The organism is Antrihabitans stalactiti (genome assembly GCF_012932915.1).
In the GTDB taxonomy this organism is placed as follows: Bacteria; Actinomycetota; Actinomycetes; order Mycobacteriales; family Mycobacteriaceae; genus Antrihabitans; species Antrihabitans stalactiti.
Genome location: NZ_VCQU01000007.1, coordinates 338,256 through 357,619 on the forward strand (window position 1 = coordinate 338,256; position 19,364 = coordinate 357,619).

Genomic DNA, 19,364 nt, shown 5'->3' on the forward strand with positions numbered 1-19,364 from the left:
CTCGGGTAGAACAGCACTGAATCCCCTGCTCACAGGGCTAGCCGGACAACGCGAAGTCAGTTGTTGCGCGTCAATACGAACGATGTCACATGTTGACCAGGCGGCCGATGGCGTGCACTATCGACCAGGTGACGCCGGTCACAAGTAAGAAATCGACAGAGCCGAGACACCGAGTGAACTCCGACGAATGGCGCCAGATCGTCGACCTCAGGAACGAGGGCGAGTCGGTCTCAGCGATCGCCACCACCCTGGGCATATCTCGCAACACGGTGCGTCGAGCACTGACTTTCGAGACACCGCCGCGCGACCACCGACCACGATCCGGATCGTTGGCGGATTCGCTCGCGCCCGCGATAGGCAGGCTTCTCGATGTCAACCCGAATATGACTGTGGCTCAATTGCATCGAGAGTTGCAGTGGAATGGATCGCGCAACACACTTGCCCGCGCCGTCGAGCGGGTCAGGGCCGAACGCGCTGCGCTGACACCGCAGGCTGCGGCTGGGCAGTCCTCGAACATTCCGCACTTCGCAACCAGTTTCGTCGGGAGAAAGGACGATTTACGAAGTCTGCGTGCGATGCTCGGCGAGAGCCGACTCGTCACCATCGCCGGTCCGGGTGGTATCGGTAAGACCCGACTCGCCGCCGAGGCAGCATCGGAGTATCGGCGGGCATTCGCCGATGGCGTTCGATTCATCGAGCTCGCATCGCTACGGAGCAAATCGCTACTGCCGCAAGCGGTTCTGGACGGCCTTGGGTTCGGCGACACCGATCTGCCGGAACACAGCGTGCTCGAATCACTTGTCGGGTCCGTTCGTGACAAGAAGCTGCTGATCGTTCTCGACAACTGCGAGCACGTGATCTCAGCCTGCGTCGAGCTGATATCGCTGATCCTCAGAAGCACCGTCGACGTCAAGATCTTGGTAACCAGTCGCGAGGTACTGACCGTTCCGGACGAGCACGTCTACGTCTTGGAACCGTTGTCCACCGAAAACAACAGCGCGGCAATCGAATTGTTCGAGAATCGAGCATCCGCCGCGATTGCCGGGTTCACACTGAACGACGCGAGTCGAGATGCAGTCCGGCGGGTGTGTATTCAGCTCGACGGAATTCCACTCGCCATCGAACTCGCCTGCGCACGGTTGACCGCGCTGTCGGTCGACGATCTAGCCGCACGGCTCGACGACAGACTCGCACTGCTGACCGTCGGAAATCGTGGCGGCCCGGACCGACACCGCAGCTTGAATGCAACTGTCGAATGGAGTTACGACCTGTGCAACTTGCGCGAACAGGCACTCTGGTCTCGACTGTCGATTTTCGCCGAGGGATTCGATCTCAAAATGGCCGAAACTGTATGCGCGAATGCCACAGTGGAAGCCGGTCAGGTGCTGGACGTTATCGCCGGCTTGGTCAGCAAATCGGTTCTGCTACGAGACGGCAGCAGTGGTACCGTCCGATTTCGCATGCTGGAGACCCTTCGACATTTCGGAGCGAGCAAGCTGACGCCGGATGACGCGGCACAACTCCGTTGCGCCCACCTTCGATGGTGTTCGACTCTGGTCGAGTCCGCACGAAGCAAATGGACTGGCAGCGAACAGGAACGAGTCAGCAACCGGCTCCGCGAAAACCGAGCCAACCTGAGACTCGCACTACAGACTGCGCTGAGTAGTCCGACCGACGAATCGATCGAGTTGGCATCGGATCTAATTGCAACGTGGTTCTTGTGGTCGTCGGCTTTCTCCATCCGCGAGCATCGGATGTGGATCACGCAATTCTTGAAGCTCACGACACTCAGCAACGCCCGCATCGGCCAACTCGAGGCAACAATGGGCGTCCTCCAGACGATGCAGGGTGACCGCGCCCAGGCGGCTCGAACCCTCGAATCTGCCGTCCGGCGTGCAGAATTGGCGAACGACGACGCGACGCTGGCATTTGCGCGCCAGACACAGGGTCTCAACACCTACCTCGGCGGTGATTTCGAAGGCGGCGAACGTCACCTCGACGAGGCGCTCGCGCTCTACGATCGGATCCCCGACGGCACTGCCCTCATGTGGACTGCGCACATCGAGATGGGCATGTTGTGCAGTTCCAACGGCGAGACACTACGCGCTGCAAAGCATTTCGAGCTGGTTCACGAACAAGCCTCGGCCACAGGCGAGAAGTGGATGTTGTCCTACTCGGTCTACGGGCTTGGCCTTGTTGCTCTCGTCAAGGGTGAATTCGAGGAGGCAATCCGGCTCGCGACACTCAGCCTCGGCCTCAAGCGCGCATTCGACGACACCGTGGGAACAACGCTTGTGACAGATCTGCTGTCGTGGGCAGAGGCAGCGGCAGGCTCCAACGAACGTGCAGCCGTACTCCTCGGGGCGGCATCGTCGATGTGGGATTCGTTCGGGATGCAGCTCTACGGTTCACAGCACTGGGTCGAGCGACGCGAAGTGTACGAAGCGCGTGCGCGAAAGTCCCTCGGCAATTCGACCTACACACAATCGCGCCAACAGGGCGCCACGATGTCGCGGGCCCAGGTGATCGCCTTCGCACTCAAAGAAGAGCGGGATCAGCGTGCCGACCCTCGATCGACCGCGACATCGGAACTCTCTCCGCGTGAACGCGACATAGCCTCATACGTTGCACAAGGGCTCTCCAACAAGGAGATTGCCAACCTCATGGTGCTCTCGGTTCGGACCGTCGAAGGCCACGTTGCGCACGTGCTCCGGAAGTTGGGGATTACTCGCCGCCAACAAGTAGTCAACGCGCTCACCGACACCGCCGGAAGGTTCTGAGATGGGCGACGACGGACCAGCCAAGTTTGCCGAGGACCTTGCAGTCGGCACGATCATCGACCTCGGCACCTATTCGGTCACACACGGCGAGATCATTGCATTTGCCACTCAATGGGATCCGTTGCCATTCCACATCGATCAGGCAGCCGCGGAGAGCGGCTACTTCGGTGGTCTAATCGCAAGCGGCATACACTCTCTCGCGATCTTTCAACGGCTCGCTGCGCTCGGTGCATACCGGCACTGGTCGATCATCGCCGGCCGAGCTCTGCGCGATGTCGAACTTCGTCGGCCGGTTCGGCCAGGAATAACGCTTTCCGGCTCGATCAGAATCGATGCGGTGACCCCCACACGGCCCGATCGCTCGGCCGTGACCACAACTGGTTTGCTCACCGCGGCCGGGGAGACCGTGCTGTCATCGGTCACCGATTCGATTGTGCGAAATCGTCCTGAGGTCTAGTTCGGTGGAGTGCCACGGCCTCGCCAACCGAGACCGATCACCTTGCGCCTCGGCCTAGGGAGGTGCCCGCTGCTCGCTCGCCTGGCGGCCAGTCGCCGCTCAGGAGTTCGCGTGGGCGTTTGCGCAGGCCGGGCAGATGGTCACCTCGGTACCGACGACCCAGCCGTTGATCTGGGCGTCGGCGCGCGGGTGGCGATAATCGGTGGCGAAGCGACGTTCGCAGTAGTTGCACTGCAGCGAGCTGGTGTGGTCGGTGTGGTCCATGACGGTCGCGGGCGTTGTTGTCGGGTGGTTGGTCAGCGCCGTGGCCGGTGGCGGCGCTTTCGTTGTCGCGGTACATCATTGGAAAATTTTCGGTTGTCGACTCTTGATTCAGTCTAGATCCAGTGTCACAATAAATCTATGCCGGTTACCACAGATAAGTGGTGACATCGATACTAGATCGAATTATTGGAGGTGGCGACGATGTTGATGCGTACCGACCCGTTCCGAGATCTCGACCGCCTGACCCAGCAGGTGTTCGGCACCTCGGCCCGACCGACGGTCATGCCGATCGACGCCTGGCGCGAGGGCGACGAATTCGTGGTCGAATTCGACCTGCCCGGCATGAAACCGGACTCGCTGGATCTCGACATCGAGCGCAACGTGATCACCGTGCGAGCCGAACGTCCGGACGTGGACACCGACCGGGACATGATCGCCGCCGAGCGACCGCGTGGCGTATTCAGCCGCCAACTGTTCCTCGGCGAGCAACTCGACACCGACCGAATTCAGGCCGACTACACCGACGGCGTTCTGCGCTTACGAATTCCGGTCGCAGAGCAGGCCAAGCCCCGCAAAATCGAGATCGCACACCGCAACGGCCGACGGGCAATCGACGCCTGACCGGCGCCAACTCGACCAGCGTGGGAGTGAGCACGATGACTCGCATGAACTGCCAGTCCGGTATCGGCGCGATCACCGGTGCCGAGCAGTTATGGCGCCTGGATCCCGACGTCGCTGCGTTGTTCGACGACATCGACGAGATCCTGTGCGAGGCGCTCGCCCGGCGACCGTGCCCACCCCCATCGCCGCCGATCACCACCGCTATCGATCCGCTCCCACGCGGCCTCGTCCCGCCGAGCGATGCGTCGCAGCCGTACAGCCGCAGGAGAAGGCACCACACCCGCGCAACCCAGCGCGCACCCCCGGCCGACGACAACCAGATACCGAACCTCGTACCGCGACACACACGAAAGGCAGGCGAGAACAGCACACCGACACCGCACTCATGGAGGCCGTGGCACCACCCCGCATCCCACACATCTCGGCGCTGAACCCTCATGCCGACCATCCCACGGTCCGGCTCCGGTAGCGCACCGCCACACGGCAATACCAACTGGTCGGGGTCGCGCCACGGCCCCATTTCCCTTCACCCCCTCGAGCAGAGCAGTGCATTCAACCAGCGGCGCCAGCGCACCGCTCCCTCGAGCAGGTCCAGCGGTTGCAGATCAGGCACGGCGCCGCGCACGAGCACCTGGGAGGAGCGCGCGATGACCATTCTCGATCCGATTCCCACTGCAGCCGAGGCCGACCTCGCCGAGCAGGCAGCGCAGGTCGTCGATAGCGACGACCCCGACATCGACTACCCCCACCAGACACACCGCACCCGAATCTTCGACATCGACGATCCAGATTGCATCGACGTCACGTCACCGACCGCGACCAACGACGCGCACCAGGTCGCCGCGGTCTGGCCCGATCCAAGCCCCCTCGATGCCTGGTGGCACCACGTCATGACCCACACCGGCAGGTAACACGGCGACGGCCGAAGCCACACCGGCTCACATTGGGAGCTGCCAGTTTTGCTTACAGGTGGCGTAGTCCGTGGTGCGTTGATGTGCGGGCCTTCCGATGCCGTCGGCGATTGCGCGCAGCTCGGCAACGGATCTCGCGCTGCCATGCCGTGAACCAGCCATCCTGGAGATCGTTTCTTCCATCAGAGTCCCGCCGAGGTCGTTGGCGCCGCCCTGCAGCATCATCTGCGTGCCCGTCGTGCCCAATTTCACCCAGCTGGTCTGGATGTTGGAAATGCGGCCGTGCAACATTATGCGGGCCAACGCGTGCACCGCCCGATTGTCGCGGATAGTCGGGCCAGGTCTGGCCGCCCCCGCCAGGTACAGCGGGGAACTCTGATGCACGAACGGCAATGGCACGAACTCGGTGAATCCGCCTGTCTCGTCTTGGATCCCACGCAGCACTCGCAGATGCCCGACCCAATGTTTCGGGTTGTCGACGTGGCCGTACATCATCGTCGAACTCGACCGCAATCCGACCTGGTGAGCCGTCGTGACCACTTCCACCCATGCCGCGGTCGGCAATTTGCCTTTGGTCAAGATCCACCGGACATCGTCGTCGAGAATCTCAGCAGCGGTACCCGGAATGGTATCGAGTCCCGCGGCCCGCAGTTCGAGGAGCCAGTCCCGAATGCTTTGGCCACCACGGGAAGCCCCGTTGACGATCTCCATCGGACTGAACGCATGCACGTGCAGCGACGGCGCACGCGCCTTCACCGCGCGCACCAGGTCCGCGTAGCCGGTGACCGGCAACTCCGGATCGATACCACCTTGCATGCAGATCTCCGTCGCGCCTTCGACGTGCGCCTCCCACGCCCGATCGACGACGTCGTCGATCGACAACGTGAACGCATCGGCGTCGCCCTTGCGCTGCGCGAAGGCGCAGAAGCGGCAACCGGTGTAGCAAATGTTGGTGAAATTGATGTTCCGGTTTACGACGTAGGTGACGGTGTCGCCCACCACATCCCGGCGCAGCTCGTCGGCGAGCGCAACCACCGCTTCCAGCCCCCGTCCGTCGGCGGTGGCGAGCGCAAGGTACTCGTCGTCGGAGCAGCCGCCAGGGTCGCGTTCGGCCGACCGCAGTGCGGCAACCAGGTCCGTATCGAAGCGTTCGGGCGCCTGCAGCGACAAGACCTGCTCCCGTACGGTCTCCCAATCGCCGAACGCATTGGAAATGTCGCTGCGGGTATCGGTATGGCGACCGTCGGTGTCGATAGCCGAATGCAGGTCGGTCCGACCGACCGATTCCCATGCTTCGTCGGGCTCCTGCCAACGCAGGCCGACGGGTTTGGTGTCGAGTTTCGCCAGTCCCGTCGCCGGATCCGCCAACGCCCGGACGTGCGCGATGATCCGGGGATCGATCCACGGCTGCCCGGCGAGCACGTATTTCGGCTGTGCAGCAATGCGTTCGGTCAACACGAAACCCGCAGCGGCAGTGATGTCGGCGAGTGTGTCCAGGTTCGGCCAAGGTCGCTCAGGATTCACATGATCAGGAGTCAATGGTGAGACACCGCCCCAATCGTCGACTCCCGCACCGATCAACGCAATGCACTCCTCGTTCGAGACGAGATTCGGTGGCGCTTGGATGCGCATGCCCGGACCGAGCAGCAGTCGGGCGACCGCGATCGTTGCCAAGAACTCTTCCAGCCCAGCATCCGGCACATCCCGCATTGCGGTGTCGCCCTTGGCCAGAAAGTTCTGGATGATCACTTCCTGCACATGACCGAATGCTTTGTGCGACTTGCGGATAGCCATGATCGATTCGACTCGGTCGGTCAGAGTCTCACCGATGCCGACGAGTATCCCCGTAGTGAACGGCACGCTGAGCCGGCCTGCGTCGGTAATCGTGCGGAGCCGAACCGCGGGATCCTTGTCGGGACTTCCATAGTGGCATTGCCCTTGTTCGGTGTGTAACCGCCTCGACGTCGTCTCTAGCATCAAGCCCATCGACGGCGCGACCGGCTTGAGCCGCGAGATCTCTTGCCAACTCAGCACTCCCGGGTTCAGGTGGGGCAGCAGGCCGGTCTCCTCGAGCACGCGAATAGACATGGCGCGGACGTAATCCAGCGTCGACGCGTAGCCACGCGAATGGAGCCACTTCTCAGCCTCGGGCCACCGGCCTTCCGGCCGGTCACCGAGGGTGAACAGCGCTTCCTTGCACCCGAGTTCCGCACCGCGTCTGGCAATCTGGAGCACTTCGTCTGGATCGAGGTACATTCCTTGGCCGTCGGCGCGCAGCTTGCCGGGCACCGTCACGAAGGTGCAGTAGTGGCATTTGTCGCGGCACAACCTGGTCAATGGGATGAAGACCTTGCGCGAATAGGTGACCTGTTTCGGTCGGCCTTCAGCCTCTAGGCCGGCGTCGCGCACCCTGGCCGCCGACGAACACAGGTCGACAAGATCGGCGGCCCGCGCCTGCAGCAGAACAGCGGCTTCGTCGACGTTGAGAGTCGCTCCGTCCCGCGCACGCCGCAGCGCCCGACGGATTCCGGCAGTCGAGGGCACATCGATCAGCACGCTGTAGCTCCAATTCGCAGGTCTTCGAAGTACCGGGCCAGAACCTCCGCCGTTGCGCGACCGACGCCGAGTTGCGCGACGGCCTCGAGGTGCTCCGTGAGGTCGACATCGCGCACAAGGCCGGGACAGTCGTCGACGTCCAATGCGGCGTGCCCTGCTTGCGTGTGTGCCCGATGGGAATTGGGGCCGAATGCCGGATGCAGCCTGCTACTCGACGCGAATAGCGCCGTGGTGCCGAGTTTGTCGCGGTCTGGAACGTAGCTGGATTCGAACTCCGCGGCGCGCGAGCACGCAGTGGAGAATTCTGCGGGTGTCAGCGCCGGCAAGTCTGCCATCACCACTGCGATATCCGAACGAGGCGCCGCCGCGCGAATAGCCGCGGCGCCGGTATGTAGCGCTTCGTTGAGCCCGCGCGGTGTGTGCGTGACAGACACGTCCGGCAGCACGGAAAGGCTCTGTCGCACAATGTGATCGTCGGTGAGGACCAGGATCATCGCGATGTCCGCGCATTGGCTGACTGCCGCGATCGTGTCCTTGGCAAAGGCTATGGCAAAGGCAGAACGTAGACCGCCGACGTCCAGCCTCGTTTTGGCGTGCGTAAGCCGCTTGACGGGAAGCAGTACGGACCGCATATTCGCTCCTACTCATCTGGCTGTCATCGCTAGATCGTCGTTCGACCTCGACGACGCTGACCGCTCCGCGGGAGCAATTCGAGAGCGCGCAGCCGGGGTGCGAGATCGTTCTCGAACAAGGTGAGGAATCGGCGTTGGTCGCGCCCCGGCGCGTGGAAGACGAGGTGGTCGAAGCCGGCGTCGATGTAGGGCTTGACCGCGGCGACCACCTCGTCGGGATCGGAGCCGACGATCCACCGCTTCGCGACTTGTTCGATCGGCAGCGCGTCCGCGGCCGCTTCCATGGTGATCGGGTCGTCGATGGTGTGCTTTTGTTGTGGCGTCAACGACAACGGCGCCCAGAACCGTGTATTGCTCAGTGCCAGTTCAGGATCCCTCTCGTAGGAAATCTTGATTTCGATCATCCGATCGATGTCACCAGCCGGCTGGCCGGCGGCCTCCGCACCTTCGTCGACTGCAGGTAGCAGCTTGTCTGTGTAGAGGTCCATGCCTTTGCCGGATGTACAGATGAAGCCGTCGCCCGACTCGCCCGCATAGCGTGCGACGACGGGTCCGCCGGCGGCGATGTAGATCGGGATGCCACCCTCGGGGACGTCGTAGATCGACGCACTCTTAGTGCGGTAGTACTCGCCGCGGAAATCCACGCGTTCGCCCTGCCACAATTCGCGCATGAGAGCCACGGCCTCACGCAAGCGTGCGAAACGTTCCTTGAACGCTGGCCATTCACCGACGTACCCGGTCGCGATCTCGTTGAGCGCCTCACCTGTTCCGACACCGAGCATGATCCTGTCGGGGTACAGACACGCCATCGTGGCGAACGCTTGCGCGACGACGGCTGGGTTGTAGCGGAAAGTAGGCGTCAACACCGATGTGCCGAGCTGGATTCGCTCGGTGCGCTCGCCGACCGCAGTCATCCACGAGATCGAGAACGGCGCGTGCCCGCCCTTGTGGCGCCACGGCTGAAAGTGATCGGAGACTGTCGCCGATTCCATACCGTGTACTTCGGCCAACACGCCCAATTCGACCAACTCGCGGGGTCCGAACTGCTCGGCCGAGGCCTTGTAGCCCAGCTTCAGCGCGCGCATAGGCAGAGCGGGGTGCGCCGGCTGCATTCGGTCGTACTTGCAAGAGTCCACGACACAATCCGTTCTGCCGTAATGCTTTTCGTCGTTGATGGTTGGTGTTCGCGCACGACGATGCGGGTCGAACACCCGCCTCATCGAGGCCGGGCGCGACTATTCGCGCGAAAGACGTTTCTAAGCAACAGATTTAGAACAGCCGAGCGACCCTCACAAGCTGTCTAGACCAAGTGTCGCGAGCGCTGCGCACGTGAGTTCCGCCGGGAACTGCTTGTATTGCCGCAGATGTGGAATCCGCACGCAATCGTCGATGATCGTCTTGGCTGCCCGGACCAGCGTCGAGGCACGTGTGTCGGGCAGTTCGGGGCGGGCAACCGACATCCAGCGTTGCCACTCCGAAATGTAGTCGGCTTGAACGCGATCGAAGCGCTCGACGACCGGACCGGGGAGGTAGAGCCGTTCGGTGAGTGAAACAGCCAGCAGATCGGTCGCCTCGAGTGCTATCCGTATGTACCCGTGGACGAGTTGGACGATCACGGCCTCGTCGGGGCACGGAAGGCGCATAGCTCGCGACATTTCCAGCGCCAGCCATTCGTCGAGTCGATTCATGGTGGCGACCAAGATCTCAGCTTTGTTGTCGAAATACCGATAGAGCGCGGGGCCGACGATGCCGAGCTGACCGCCGATATCGTCGATGCTGACCCCGGCGAACCCTTTGTTGCGGAATGCGCTGGCCGCGGCGTAGATCAGTTGTTCACGCCGTGAGCTCGATGTCCTGTCGACTTCAGCGCCGACCGACATCCCTTCAGCGACTGGCGCGTTGATGACCCGCTTGCCCGCTGCGATCAGATCCTGGGCGAGGCGTTGACGTGAGAGTGTGCTCTCGTAGAGTCCGGTACCAGTCATGATGCTGACAACGGCCCAGCTTCTGATGTCGGCGACGGCGTCGTCGAAGTCATCTCGCTCGGAGTTCACGACGAGTGCTTCGACTTGTTTGGCCATCGATCGGGCTTGTCTGCGGACCAATCGATAGTTGTCGGGATCGAGGTGTCGGGCCTCGCGTTGCCAGAGCAGGGACAATCGACGGCTGTCGAGTGCTGCCTCGGTGAAAGCAGTCAGGGATGCGTCGAGACCGCGCGGCTCGGATGACTGCTTCGCCAGGTCGGCGAAGGTCTCCATAAGCCGTTGCTGGTCCTGCAGCACGACATGCGACAGCAGGGCCTGCTTGTTCTGGTAATGGCGGTAGAGGGCCCGGGCCGTGATATTGCTCGCCTCGGCGATGTCCTCCATGCGCACGGCGTGGAAGCCGCGCGCGCTGAATAGCTCGCTGGCGTTCTCGGCGATTTCAGCTCGTCGGTGTCGAGGGCGGGCCTTGGGGGCCCGGGATTCCGCGGCGGCGGCGTCCATTTCAGTAGTCTCCTCTCCGCCTGCCGGTATCTTAGTTGCCAGTTCGGACGTCAAGAACGGGGCTGGACTCGCACCGTTCTCACGCTTGCTGCCAAGTAATTCAGGCGCCGGACGCACCGGGTGCCCCCTCGCGTCCGACCTCTGCGACGGCGATCACAGCTTTCGAGCGTCCTTGGAGGAAGTCTTCAAGCGTGGTGTCGTTGCAACTCATGTAAAGCGTGCCGAGATCCTCGCCGCCGAACGCGCACGCGACCGCCTGGGCGCCCGAAACCGGTACCTTGTCGGTGATCTCGCCGCCCTCCATAACACGGTAGAAGCCACTGTCGTCGCCAGTAGTCAGAGCGTTGCCGAACCACACACCACCGTCACGGTCGAGGGCGATGCCGTCAGGGTTGAACGAATCCTCAAGTTGGGCCCAGGCCCGCTGATTCGACAGCGATCCGTCTGCGGCGATGTCGTAGGCAGTGACCCGGTGCCGGAAGGTCTCGGCGACCAGCAGAACCCCCTCGGGCGTGACAGCCATACCGTTGGGAAAGAGCACATCGCCGACGACGGTATTGACGGTGCCTTGCGGATCGATGTGCGCCAGCGCCGTGGGCTTGGGGTCCTCCGACCCGACGGCGAAACCGAAGTTGCCCGCGTAGATGTGCCCGTCTGCAGTAACGAGCATGTCGTTGCCCGGTCCTCCGGCGATGCTGCTGAAGTCGGCAAACGTGCTCACCGACCCGTCGTCGGCGACGCGTTGGATTGTCGCGTCGGCTTGGGAAACGACGAGTGTCGAACCATCGGGCAAGAACCCCAAACCGGAAGGGGCGCCAGGAATTTCGGTGATAGTGGTGGCCGTTCCATCCGCTGCGAACGTCATGACCTTCTTACTGAAGAAATCACTGGCCCAGAGTGCGCCGTCGTGCCAGCGCAAGCCTTCGAGGAACTGGTGACCCGATGCGAACTCGGTCAGGGTGTGCGTTTTCATTGTTCGCTCCTTGAGGTTGCGGTGAGCTGATAGCCGGACTGTGTGTTCTCACGCGCCAGCGCGCGGAGTGTGAATTTTTGGACTTTGCCGCTTGGGTTGCGTGGAAGGGCGTCGAGCAAGATGAGGCGTTCCGGAAGCTTCTGGCGCGCGATCTGCCGGCCAGTCAGCCACACGACGATCTCGGAGAGCGTGATGCTCTCCCCCGGTTCAGGGACGACGACTGCGCAGACCCGTTCGACAAGCACCGGGTCCGGGGATGAGACGACCGCGATGTCTGAGATCTTCGGGTGCTCGAACAAGTGGTCCTCGATCTCCTTGGCGCTGATGTTCTCACCGCCACGGATGATGATGTCTTTCTTCCGGCCAACGATCTCGACGAAGCCGTCGGCGTCGATGCGCGCTAGGTCGCCGGTCCGAAACCAGCCGTCGGCGCTGAACGCGTCGTCGTTGAGGGCGGCATCGAGATACCCCAGAAACAGCTCCGGCCCACGGACTTGGAGCTCACCATCTGGTCCAAGGCGCAAATCAGCGTTGCCGAGGGCTCTCCCATCGGTGTGTGCTCGTTTGGTCAGCGCATCCGATTCGTTGCTGCCGGTGGCGGTCGGGTATTCGGTGGATCCGTATCCTCGGCTGACCATGCAGTGCAGCGTCGAAGTAGCGGCCTTGATCAGCTCCGGAGGCACGTCGGCGCCACCGCAGGCGAAGACTCGTAGCGAGCTGATGTCGTAATCGGACAGCGTCGGCTCGTGGAGAATTCCGTAAAGGAACGGTGTCGCGGCCACGACGAAGCTGCACGCGTGCTGCTGGATCAGTGCCAGCGCCCGCTCGGGCCTCCAGATGTCGAGAAGCACGACGGTACTGCCCAGCATGAAGGGAAGCTGTATCCCGTAGAGGACTCCGATGATGTGCCCGACTGGAGACGGCATGAATACGACGTCCGACGTGGAGAGTCCGAAGAAGTCGATAACGCTGCGGTTTTCGTAATCGAGCGTGTTATGGCTGTGCAACACACCTTTCGGTACTGATGTGGTGCCCGAGGTATACAGCAACAACGCGATGTCGTTCGCGTCACGAGGACCCCGCGCGATGTCTTGGGCTCGGCCCTCGTTGATCAGGTCGTCGAACCGCACGTGATTGTTGTCGGCCCGGGCGCCGACCACGACGACGATCTCCAGGTCGCGGACATCCGGCCAAATCTCATCAATCATCGCCGGATAGTCGAAGCCCCGAAATTTCTGTGGGACCACAACCACTTTCGACACTGCCTGCCGCAGAATGAACGCGGTCTCCTTGGAGCGGTAGATCGGGATGATCGGGTTGCTGACCGCACCGATCCGTAGCGATGCCAGGTGAACCACGATCGCCTCGACCCAGTTCGGCAGCATCCACGAGACCACATCGCCGTGCCCGACCCCGCGTGCGCTCAGCGCAGAGGCGAGCCGGTTCACGTTCTGATCCAGATTGCGGTAAGTCCAGGATCGTCCTCGGTCGATGACGGCGACGTGCTCGGGCGATGTGGTGGCGTGGGCGGTCAGGTAGTCGTCGACCAGATTTCCTGCCCAAAGCCCTTCATCGATGTGGTGGCGCATTCTCGCGTCGTCGAGCCTCGTTGCCTTCACTTTCGGCCCCCAACTTGCGCCGGTGCGTCGTCGCGTCCGGAGTCGGTGGTTGTGGTTGCCGGGGCGATGTGCAGGAGAGCCGTACCGACCTTCAACTGCAGCTCGGTGTCGTCGCCGTACCAGCTCCGCAGAGCCAGCGCACGCTTGTAGTACCAGCTCACGTCACTTTCGGTGGTGAATCCCATTCCGCCGTGCAGCTGGATGGCGTCCTCGCAGATAAGGATTGCCGTCAGGGCGGCGTGCGCTTTCGCGGTCGCCGCCAAGATGTCCAAGTCGGCTGCGGATGCGTGGTCGGCATTGTCGAGAGATGCCACGCATAGGTTGTGCAAACCAGCCCAGCGTGTGTGCATATCGGCAGCGATGTGTTTGACCGCTTGGAAGCTTCCGATCGGTCGGTCGAACTGCCTGCGTTGGCTCAGGTACTCGATGGTGCGCTCGAGACTGCGGTGTGCGACGCCGCTGAGCTCACAGGCGATGAGGAGCCGGGCCCATGAGCGGATGCGGGTGACGAGTGCCTCGGCCGCGGGCCCGAATGCCGCCGCTTCGGCGTGGACCTCATTGAAAGTGACACGAGCAAACTCGGTCGCGGGGTCGGCGCTGTCTACTTCTTCGATGTGCACTCCGGCCGCTGCCGCGTCGACCAAACACACTGCTAGCCCCGGCGTTGCTTCTGCCACAACGACCAACAGGCTCGCCTGTCCTGCGAAGCGGACAGCGTTAACGGTGCCGGCAAGGGTGTGATCATGCAGCGTCACCGATCCGAGGTCGGCGCTCCAGTCGGCAGTGACGCCGGCGTCGACGAGCGCCAGCGGAATCCCGGTCTCGACAGCTGCGGCAATTGGAGGTGACAACTCCGAGCCGTCGAGTCTCAGCAACAGGGCGGGGAGCAGGACGTTCTCCAGCAGCGGGCCCGTCGCCAGGTGCCGACCGAACTGGGCGAACACTGTGCCGAGTTCGGAAAGGGGTGCCCCGAGCCCCCCATAAATCTCGGGCACTGCAAGCGCGTACCACCCGAGATCGGCCAGTTCAGTTGCAAATCCAGGGTCCCAACCACCGGTCTCGAGGATCTTGCGACGCCGGTCTCCGTCGTAGGAACGAGTGAGGTATTCGTCGACTGCGGTGGCGAACTCCGCGGTGCTCTGGTTGTCGTCAGCCACGGGGAAGTCCTAGGAGTCGTTCGGCGATGATGTTGCGTTGTATTTGTGAGGTGCCGCCGTAGATGGATGCCGCGCGTGAGTAGAGATGCTCATGGGCCCAGCGTTCGCACTGCAGGCCGTGCGGTTGGGAGTTCGACAGCGCGCGCAGCGGTCCAAGAAGGTCGGAGATCTCGGAAAATACAGTCTGCTCAACCTCGTTGAGCAGCAGCTTGTCAACTGAATCCACAGGCGTTGGCCCTGCGGCCGCGACCAGTCTGGCAGTGGTCTGGCGTGTCTGAGCGTTCAGCACTTGCAGTGCGATGTGTGCGCGACCGATGGCGGCGCGGGTACGCCGGTCCAGTTCTGAATTGCCGGTGGTGTTGCCGTTGCGATGTTCTCTGAGTTGGCCGACCGCGTCGTCCAGCGCCACTTCTAGTTCGACTCGGCGCCGCAGCGTAGCTCCCGCGCGTTCGCTACCGAGGGTGTGTGTTGCGATGAGCCATCCTTCGTTCAAGTCGCCGAGCAAGTTTCGGTGCGGTACTCGAACTTCGTCGAAGAAGACTTCGCAAAATTCCTTGTCGCCGGTCATTTGTTCGACCTGATTTGTGGTGATGCCGGGACTTGTCATGTCGACCAGGAGATAGCTGATGCCGGCCTGTTTGCGCACGGACGTGTCCGTGCGGACGAGCAGGGCGCACCATTGCGCCTCGTGCGCCCAGCTGGTCCAGATCTTCTGTCCGGACACGACGAACTCGTCACCTCCGACCACTGCCCGGGTACGCAGTGAGGCCAGGTCTGATCCCGCGTCCGGTTCGGAGAAGCCTTGGCACCAGATGTCGTCGCCAGACAGCAGCCGCGGTAACAGCTCAGTTCGCTGCCAGTCACTTCCGTACCTGTCGATCGAAGGCCCAACGACTTCGAGTCCGATGAGTCCGATCGGAGCGGCCGCTCTGGCTCGGACGAGTTCCTCGATGAACACCAGCTGATGCAGGTGGGTAAGCCCTTGTCCCCCTGCCTCTTTCGACCAGGCGATGCCGACCCAGCCGGCCTCGAAGAGAGTCTTCTGCCACTGTCGTAGGACCGCGAATCGTGCGGTGAGATCGAGTGGCACGTCGGGAAGTTCGGTGTCGGCAAGCCATGCCCTCGCCCGCATCCGGTACGTGTCGAGTGATTCGCTCGTCATTGTCGCGTTCATCGCCCTGTGTAAATCGGTGCGCGCCGTTCGAGAAAAGCGTTGACCGCCTCTTTGGAGTCGTCGTAGGCGGACAATTCACGGGTTAGCGCCTGCTCGAATTCATAACCCGGTTTGAGGTCCATGTACTCGATGCCGTTGAGGCTGCGTTTGGCGAGTTCGAGGGTCACGGGGCTGTGCCGGGCGATCGAGCGAGCCAGCGCCAGAGCGGATTCGAGCAACTTCTCCTCTGGGACGATTTCCACGATCCCGCCGTACGGCAGCAGCTTTTCGGCGGGATATTGGTCACCGGTGTAGTGCATCAAACGCACCACTCCTTGCGGCGCGAGCCGTGAGAGGTGTTTTGCGCCGCCGAGCACCCCGACGTTGACCTCGGGTGTGGCAAACCGTGCCCCCTCGGCCGCGATGACGAGGTCGCACGATGCCGCGATCGCGAGTCCGGACCCCACCGCGGCACCGTGGACCGCTGCGATAACGGGGAACGGTGAGTCGTAAATCGCCCAGAACGCTTCACGAGCCAGCTTCAGCCGTTCTGGCGCATTGTCCGGATTCAAGGTTTGGAAGTCAGCGAGGTCATTGCCCGCGCAGAAGTGCTTGCCCTTCGCGGCGAGCACCACGACCCGGGCTCGTGGGAGGTATTCGACTGCGTGGCTGAAGAATTCGCGGATTTCGCTGTAAAATCTTTGGTCGGTCGCGTTGAGCGGCGGCCGGTTCAGCCACACGGTGGCGACGGGACCTTCCTCGCTCCACTCGATGAACATGAGGTCTTTCATTGTCGTTTGAACCCCTTTTGGTTGGTCAGCCGTGGAACGCTGTGGCGAATGCCTCGAGCTCGCGTGGGATATCCGCGCCGGCGGGTTGGAAGTGCACGAAATCGCACCCGCCCTCTTCGAGCTGGGCGAGCTTGTCCCGCCACTGTTGTGCAGTGAGTGAGAGCCCAGCGCCCACCATCACCGCACCGTTGATGAAGGGTCGGTCGACGTCGTTGACGCCGACTACGTGGCGATCGTGCATCGCAATGTGACGGATGTTCTCAGGAATGTGGTCGTACGCAGCGGCCCAAGCCCTGCCACCTTCACCAAGCAACTCGTCGATCACGTCGTGCTCGACGGCCCAGTGCAGAAACAGACCGGCGCCGTGGCCGGCCGCGTCGATTGCCCTTTCGGACCCGGGGTCCTCGCCGTCATCGAGCACCGTGCCGATAACCATCATCATTTGACGATCGAAACCTGGTTCAGGGGCGGTGATCCGGAGAAGTTCGGCACCAAGCTCCCGGGCGACCTGGGTGCCCTTCGGACCCTCGCCGGCCACACCCCAGGGCACGGTGATCGGAAGAGTTGGGCCGAAGCGCTCGTCGGGGTGTATCAGCTGCATGATTGCCCCCTCCCATTCGACCTGCTCACCACGCAAAAGTGCTTGAACAGTGCGCGCGTAGTGCTTGACCGTCGCCCATCGCACTGGGGGCTGCCCCATGGCTAGGCGCCCGGTGAAACCACTCCCGATTCCTACAAGAACGCGCTCCACGCCCACGGCCTTGACGAGCGTCGTGATCGCCGACGCCGTCACCATCGGATGCCGCAGGCTCGGAATCAAAACCCCCGTCCCGAGCACGATTCGGTCGGTGAGGTCCGCCGCCTGGATCAGTTCCATCCAAACGTCCGGGTAGAGCGCCGGAGAGTCGTAGCAAAGCGCTCGCTCGTAACCGAGTTTCTCAGCGATGCGGATGTGCTCCGGAGTCTCCAGCGACGTTGCGAATGAGCATCCCAGCTTCATGTCGAGTCTCTCTCAGTCGTAGTGGACGCGAGCCCACGAACTCGGTGTCGTACGTCACTCAGTGTGGACAGCGCGTCCAGCACTTGTCAATAGACAATAACTTTCATATGCCCACTCGCCGCGAGTACTGCCCGGCCTGCCTGCCCGAAGATGCACTCCCGTGAAGCGGCCGTAATCCGACTATTTCAGCCAATATGCTTATGCTGTAACACTATTTGAACATCGACGAAGTGTCGAAATCGTGCCGAGTGGGCGCGAACCACGCCGCCAACATTGCAAAATGCACGATAGTGTCCATTGCTGCTAACTCTCGCGCCGAGTGACTTAAGCCGACGCCGCCGTGGCGCGGAGAGGATGCGGGCCGGGATCGCCCTGGGTTCACCACAAGTTGATCCACCTGGCGCCGCGGGCAGCCACCAATGCCGACAAGCGTGATCACTCGTTGACAAAATGGCCCCTGCTATGCACCCTTGGTAGGCAGCAACGATTCAGATTCATCCGTAAATTGCGTTAGCGTTGATGGACTTGCAGCAACGCGGTTGCGGTCATCGCTTCTGCGATTCGGACTGGTGCCTATCCCGGCAGCCACGCATCGAAAGGACTCTCGGTGACCCGTCAGAAGCTCGACACCTATCTCCTCGACGCCACCACACGGGGGCCGCGGTGCTGATCCATTGCCTCACGCTCAAGTTCAAGGAGTCGGCGAGCGACATCGAGATCGAGGAGATGCGCGCTGCACTCGCTGCGCTGCCGAGCCACTTCGATTTCCCCATCCGCACTCGGTACGGTCGCGACCTTGGTGAACGCGCTACGAACGCCGACTACGCGGTCGTCACAGAGTTCGAGAACCCTGACGACTTCGACACCTATCTCAAACACCCGGCACATCTCGCAGTGCCGCGCGACCACGTCGACACAATGCACAGTGTCCAATTTCTATTCGACTCGTAGGCCGGCGGCACGGGCCGAACGAGCAGCAGGCCTCGCCGAGCTCGCGGTGGAATTGGGTTCAAGTCGACGAAGTCGACGAAGTCGACGAAGTCGACGAAGTCGACGAAGACACTGCTTGCATCCCGCACGTTTCACGCGATGGACGACGCGATCGGCTGGCTCGCCGCCGAACGTCCTCGCATCGAACTCGGTACGTGGACGCATCAGCTTCAAACCGAAGCGCCGAGAAAGACATTGACACTGTCGACGTATGCAGACCGCTGGTGGAACCAGACCGAAAGACGCCACAAACCGCGTACGCGAACGTTGAACCGCGGGTATCTCGGCCGCGTCAGCCTGACTGAGCTCGGAACCACTCGCCCTGACGGCGCTGACTGTCCGCTCTGTACACGGTCTCCGGTGTATCGATGCGGTTCGATGCCTCCGTGAGATCGTCTCTCGGAATCGTTCCAGACGAGTCCTTTGTGCTGGCGGGCTTCGAGGCCGAGCAGCCTTCTTGCCATTGCGGCGAGGACCTCTGGCCCTGTGGGTCCGACGCCCGATCACGCGATCATCGACGGGACAGGAACGAGTCGAAGAGGGAGCGCAAATGAAGATCGACGATCTGAAGACCGCCGCCGGAGACATTCTGAAGTCGAGCATCGTCTATGCGGAGCCGATCGAGAAGGATGCAGTCACCGTCATCGCAGCCGCATCGGTGTCGGGTGGCGGTGGGTTCGGGAACGGCCATGACGAGAAGGGTCAAGGCGAGGGTGCTGGCCTTGGGCTGCACGGAAAGCCGGCCGGAGCGTTCATTGTCAAAGGAGACCGAGTGCGGTGGCAACCAGCCGTCGACGTCAACCGTCTGATCGCTGTGGTCGGTGTTGTTGCGGTGGTGGCGCTGATTGTCGGAGGGCGGATCGCCCGAGCTGAATCGACTCGCGCTGCAAACTAAATATTCTGCAGTGCAACAGTTTCCGACAGTCGTCCCAATTCTCGACGTGCCGTCGTCGTCGTGCGTTCGGCGCCATTAG

The 19,364-nt window shown here is 62.3% G+C and carries 18 protein-coding genes; 7 read left to right on the top strand and 11 right to left on the bottom strand.

Translation table 11 applies throughout. From position 1 onward, the window contains the following. Window positions 1-173 precede the first annotated feature (173 nt). Both FGL95_RS21180 and FGL95_RS21185 read left to right on the top strand, forming a co-directional pair. Window positions 174-2,780 carry an ATP-binding protein gene (locus FGL95_RS21180; RefSeq protein WP_338079952.1) on the top strand — a complete coding sequence of 869 codons (2,607 nt, stop codon included), beginning with the start codon at window positions 174-176 and terminating at the stop codon, window positions 2,778-2,780. A 1-nt stretch (window position 2,781) separates the two neighbouring features. Beyond that, window positions 2,782-3,237, top strand: coding sequence for a MaoC/PaaZ C-terminal domain-containing protein (locus FGL95_RS21185; RefSeq protein ID WP_169590447.1), 456 nt, complete (start codon window positions 2,782-2,784; stop codon window positions 3,235-3,237). A gap of 99 nt (window positions 3,238-3,336) precedes the next feature. Here FGL95_RS21185 and FGL95_RS21190 read toward each other — a convergent pair whose 3' ends face one another. Beyond that, a complete protein-coding gene (locus tag FGL95_RS21190) occupies window positions 3,337-3,501 on the bottom strand; it encodes a hypothetical protein (protein ID WP_169590449.1) in 165 nt (54 codons plus the stop codon). 201 nt (window positions 3,502-3,702) lie between these two features. Here FGL95_RS21190 and FGL95_RS21195 point away from each other — a divergent pair, with 201 nt between their 5' ends. The 3 genes from FGL95_RS21195 (at window position 3,703) to FGL95_RS21205 (ending at window position 5,033) form a co-directional block, all read left to right on the top strand. Further along, window positions 3,703-4,122 carry an Hsp20/alpha crystallin family protein gene (locus tag FGL95_RS21195; RefSeq protein WP_169590451.1) on the top strand — a complete coding sequence of 140 codons (420 nt, stop codon included), beginning with the start codon at window positions 3,703-3,705 and terminating at the stop codon, window positions 4,120-4,122. A 44-nt stretch (window positions 4,123-4,166) separates the two neighbouring features. Further along, window positions 4,167-4,553 (top strand): hypothetical protein, encoded by a 387-nt coding sequence (locus FGL95_RS21200; RefSeq protein ID WP_169590453.1) that lies wholly within the window; start codon window positions 4,167-4,169, stop codon window positions 4,551-4,553. A 216-nt stretch (window positions 4,554-4,769) separates the two neighbouring features. Further along, window positions 4,770-5,033, top strand: coding sequence for a hypothetical protein (locus tag FGL95_RS21205; RefSeq protein ID WP_169590454.1), 264 nt, complete (start codon window positions 4,770-4,772; stop codon window positions 5,031-5,033). Window positions 5,034-5,060: 27 nt separating this feature from the next. Here the strand turns inward: FGL95_RS21205 and FGL95_RS21210 are convergent, their stop codons facing one another. The 10 genes from FGL95_RS21210 to FGL95_RS21255 form a co-directional block, all read right to left on the bottom strand. Continuing rightward, a complete protein-coding gene (locus tag FGL95_RS21210) occupies window positions 5,061-7,589 on the bottom strand; it encodes a bifunctional FO biosynthesis protein CofGH (RefSeq protein WP_169590456.1) in 2,529 nt (842 codons plus the stop codon). Next, entirely contained in the window at window positions 7,583-8,221 is a 639-nt protein-coding gene (gene cofC / locus FGL95_RS21215; protein ID WP_169590458.1) for a 2-phospho-L-lactate guanylyltransferase, read from the bottom strand. The genes FGL95_RS21210 and cofC overlap by 7 nt, the downstream gene beginning before the upstream one ends. A 29-nt stretch (window positions 8,222-8,250) precedes the next feature. After that, window positions 8,251-9,306 (bottom strand): glucose-6-phosphate dehydrogenase (coenzyme-F420), encoded by a 1,056-nt coding sequence (gene fgd / locus FGL95_RS21220; RefSeq protein ID WP_169590583.1) that lies wholly within the window; start codon window positions 9,304-9,306, stop codon window positions 8,251-8,253. A 204-nt stretch (window positions 9,307-9,510) separates the two neighbouring features. Beyond that, window positions 9,511-10,707 carry a TetR/AcrR family transcriptional regulator gene (locus FGL95_RS21225; RefSeq protein ID WP_169590459.1) on the bottom strand — a complete coding sequence of 399 codons (1,197 nt, stop codon included), beginning with the start codon at window positions 10,705-10,707 and terminating at the stop codon, window positions 9,511-9,513. Between the two features lie 100 nt (window positions 10,708-10,807). Further along, window positions 10,808-11,680 carry an SMP-30/gluconolactonase/LRE family protein gene (locus FGL95_RS21230; RefSeq protein WP_169590461.1) on the bottom strand — a complete coding sequence of 291 codons (873 nt, stop codon included), beginning with the start codon at window positions 11,678-11,680 and terminating at the stop codon, window positions 10,808-10,810. Continuing rightward, window positions 11,677-13,299, bottom strand: a complete 1,623-nt coding sequence (locus tag FGL95_RS21235) for an AMP-binding protein (protein WP_338079953.1) — start codon at window positions 13,297-13,299, stop codon at window positions 11,677-11,679. Before FGL95_RS21235 ends, FGL95_RS21230 begins: the two co-directional genes overlap by 4 nt. Continuing rightward, window positions 13,296-14,456 carry an acyl-CoA dehydrogenase family protein gene (locus tag FGL95_RS32995; RefSeq protein ID WP_169590462.1) on the bottom strand — a complete coding sequence of 387 codons (1,161 nt, stop codon included), beginning with the start codon at window positions 14,454-14,456 and terminating at the stop codon, window positions 13,296-13,298. Before FGL95_RS32995 ends, FGL95_RS21235 begins: the two co-directional genes overlap by 4 nt. After that, the gene (locus tag FGL95_RS21245) at window positions 14,449-15,618 is read right to left on the bottom strand and encodes an acyl-CoA dehydrogenase family protein (RefSeq protein WP_169590464.1); all 1,170 of its coding nucleotides are present in this window, start codon (window positions 15,616-15,618) and stop codon (window positions 14,449-14,451) included. The genes FGL95_RS32995 and FGL95_RS21245 overlap by 8 nt, the downstream gene beginning before the upstream one ends. Before the next feature lie 8 nt (window positions 15,619-15,626). Next, window positions 15,627-16,400 (bottom strand): enoyl-CoA hydratase-related protein, encoded by a 774-nt coding sequence (locus tag FGL95_RS21250; RefSeq protein WP_169590465.1) that lies wholly within the window; start codon window positions 16,398-16,400, stop codon window positions 15,627-15,629. Between the two features lie 25 nt (window positions 16,401-16,425). Beyond that, window positions 16,426-17,400, bottom strand: a complete 975-nt coding sequence (locus FGL95_RS21255; protein ID WP_169590467.1) for an LLM class flavin-dependent oxidoreductase — start codon at window positions 17,398-17,400, stop codon at window positions 16,426-16,428. Between the two features lie 663 nt (window positions 17,401-18,063). Here FGL95_RS21255 and FGL95_RS21260 point away from each other — a divergent pair. Together FGL95_RS21260 and FGL95_RS21265 are read left to right on the top strand one after the other, a co-directional pair. Further along, entirely contained in the window at window positions 18,064-18,351 is a 288-nt protein-coding gene (locus FGL95_RS21260; protein WP_169590468.1) for a Dabb family protein, read from the top strand. Window positions 18,352-18,940: 589 nt separating this feature from the next. Then, on the top strand, window positions 18,941-19,285 hold the full coding sequence (locus tag FGL95_RS21265; protein ID WP_169590470.1) for a sporulation protein: 345 nt from the start codon (window positions 18,941-18,943) through the stop codon (window positions 19,283-19,285). The last annotated feature ends 79 nt before the right edge of the window (window positions 19,286-19,364 follow it).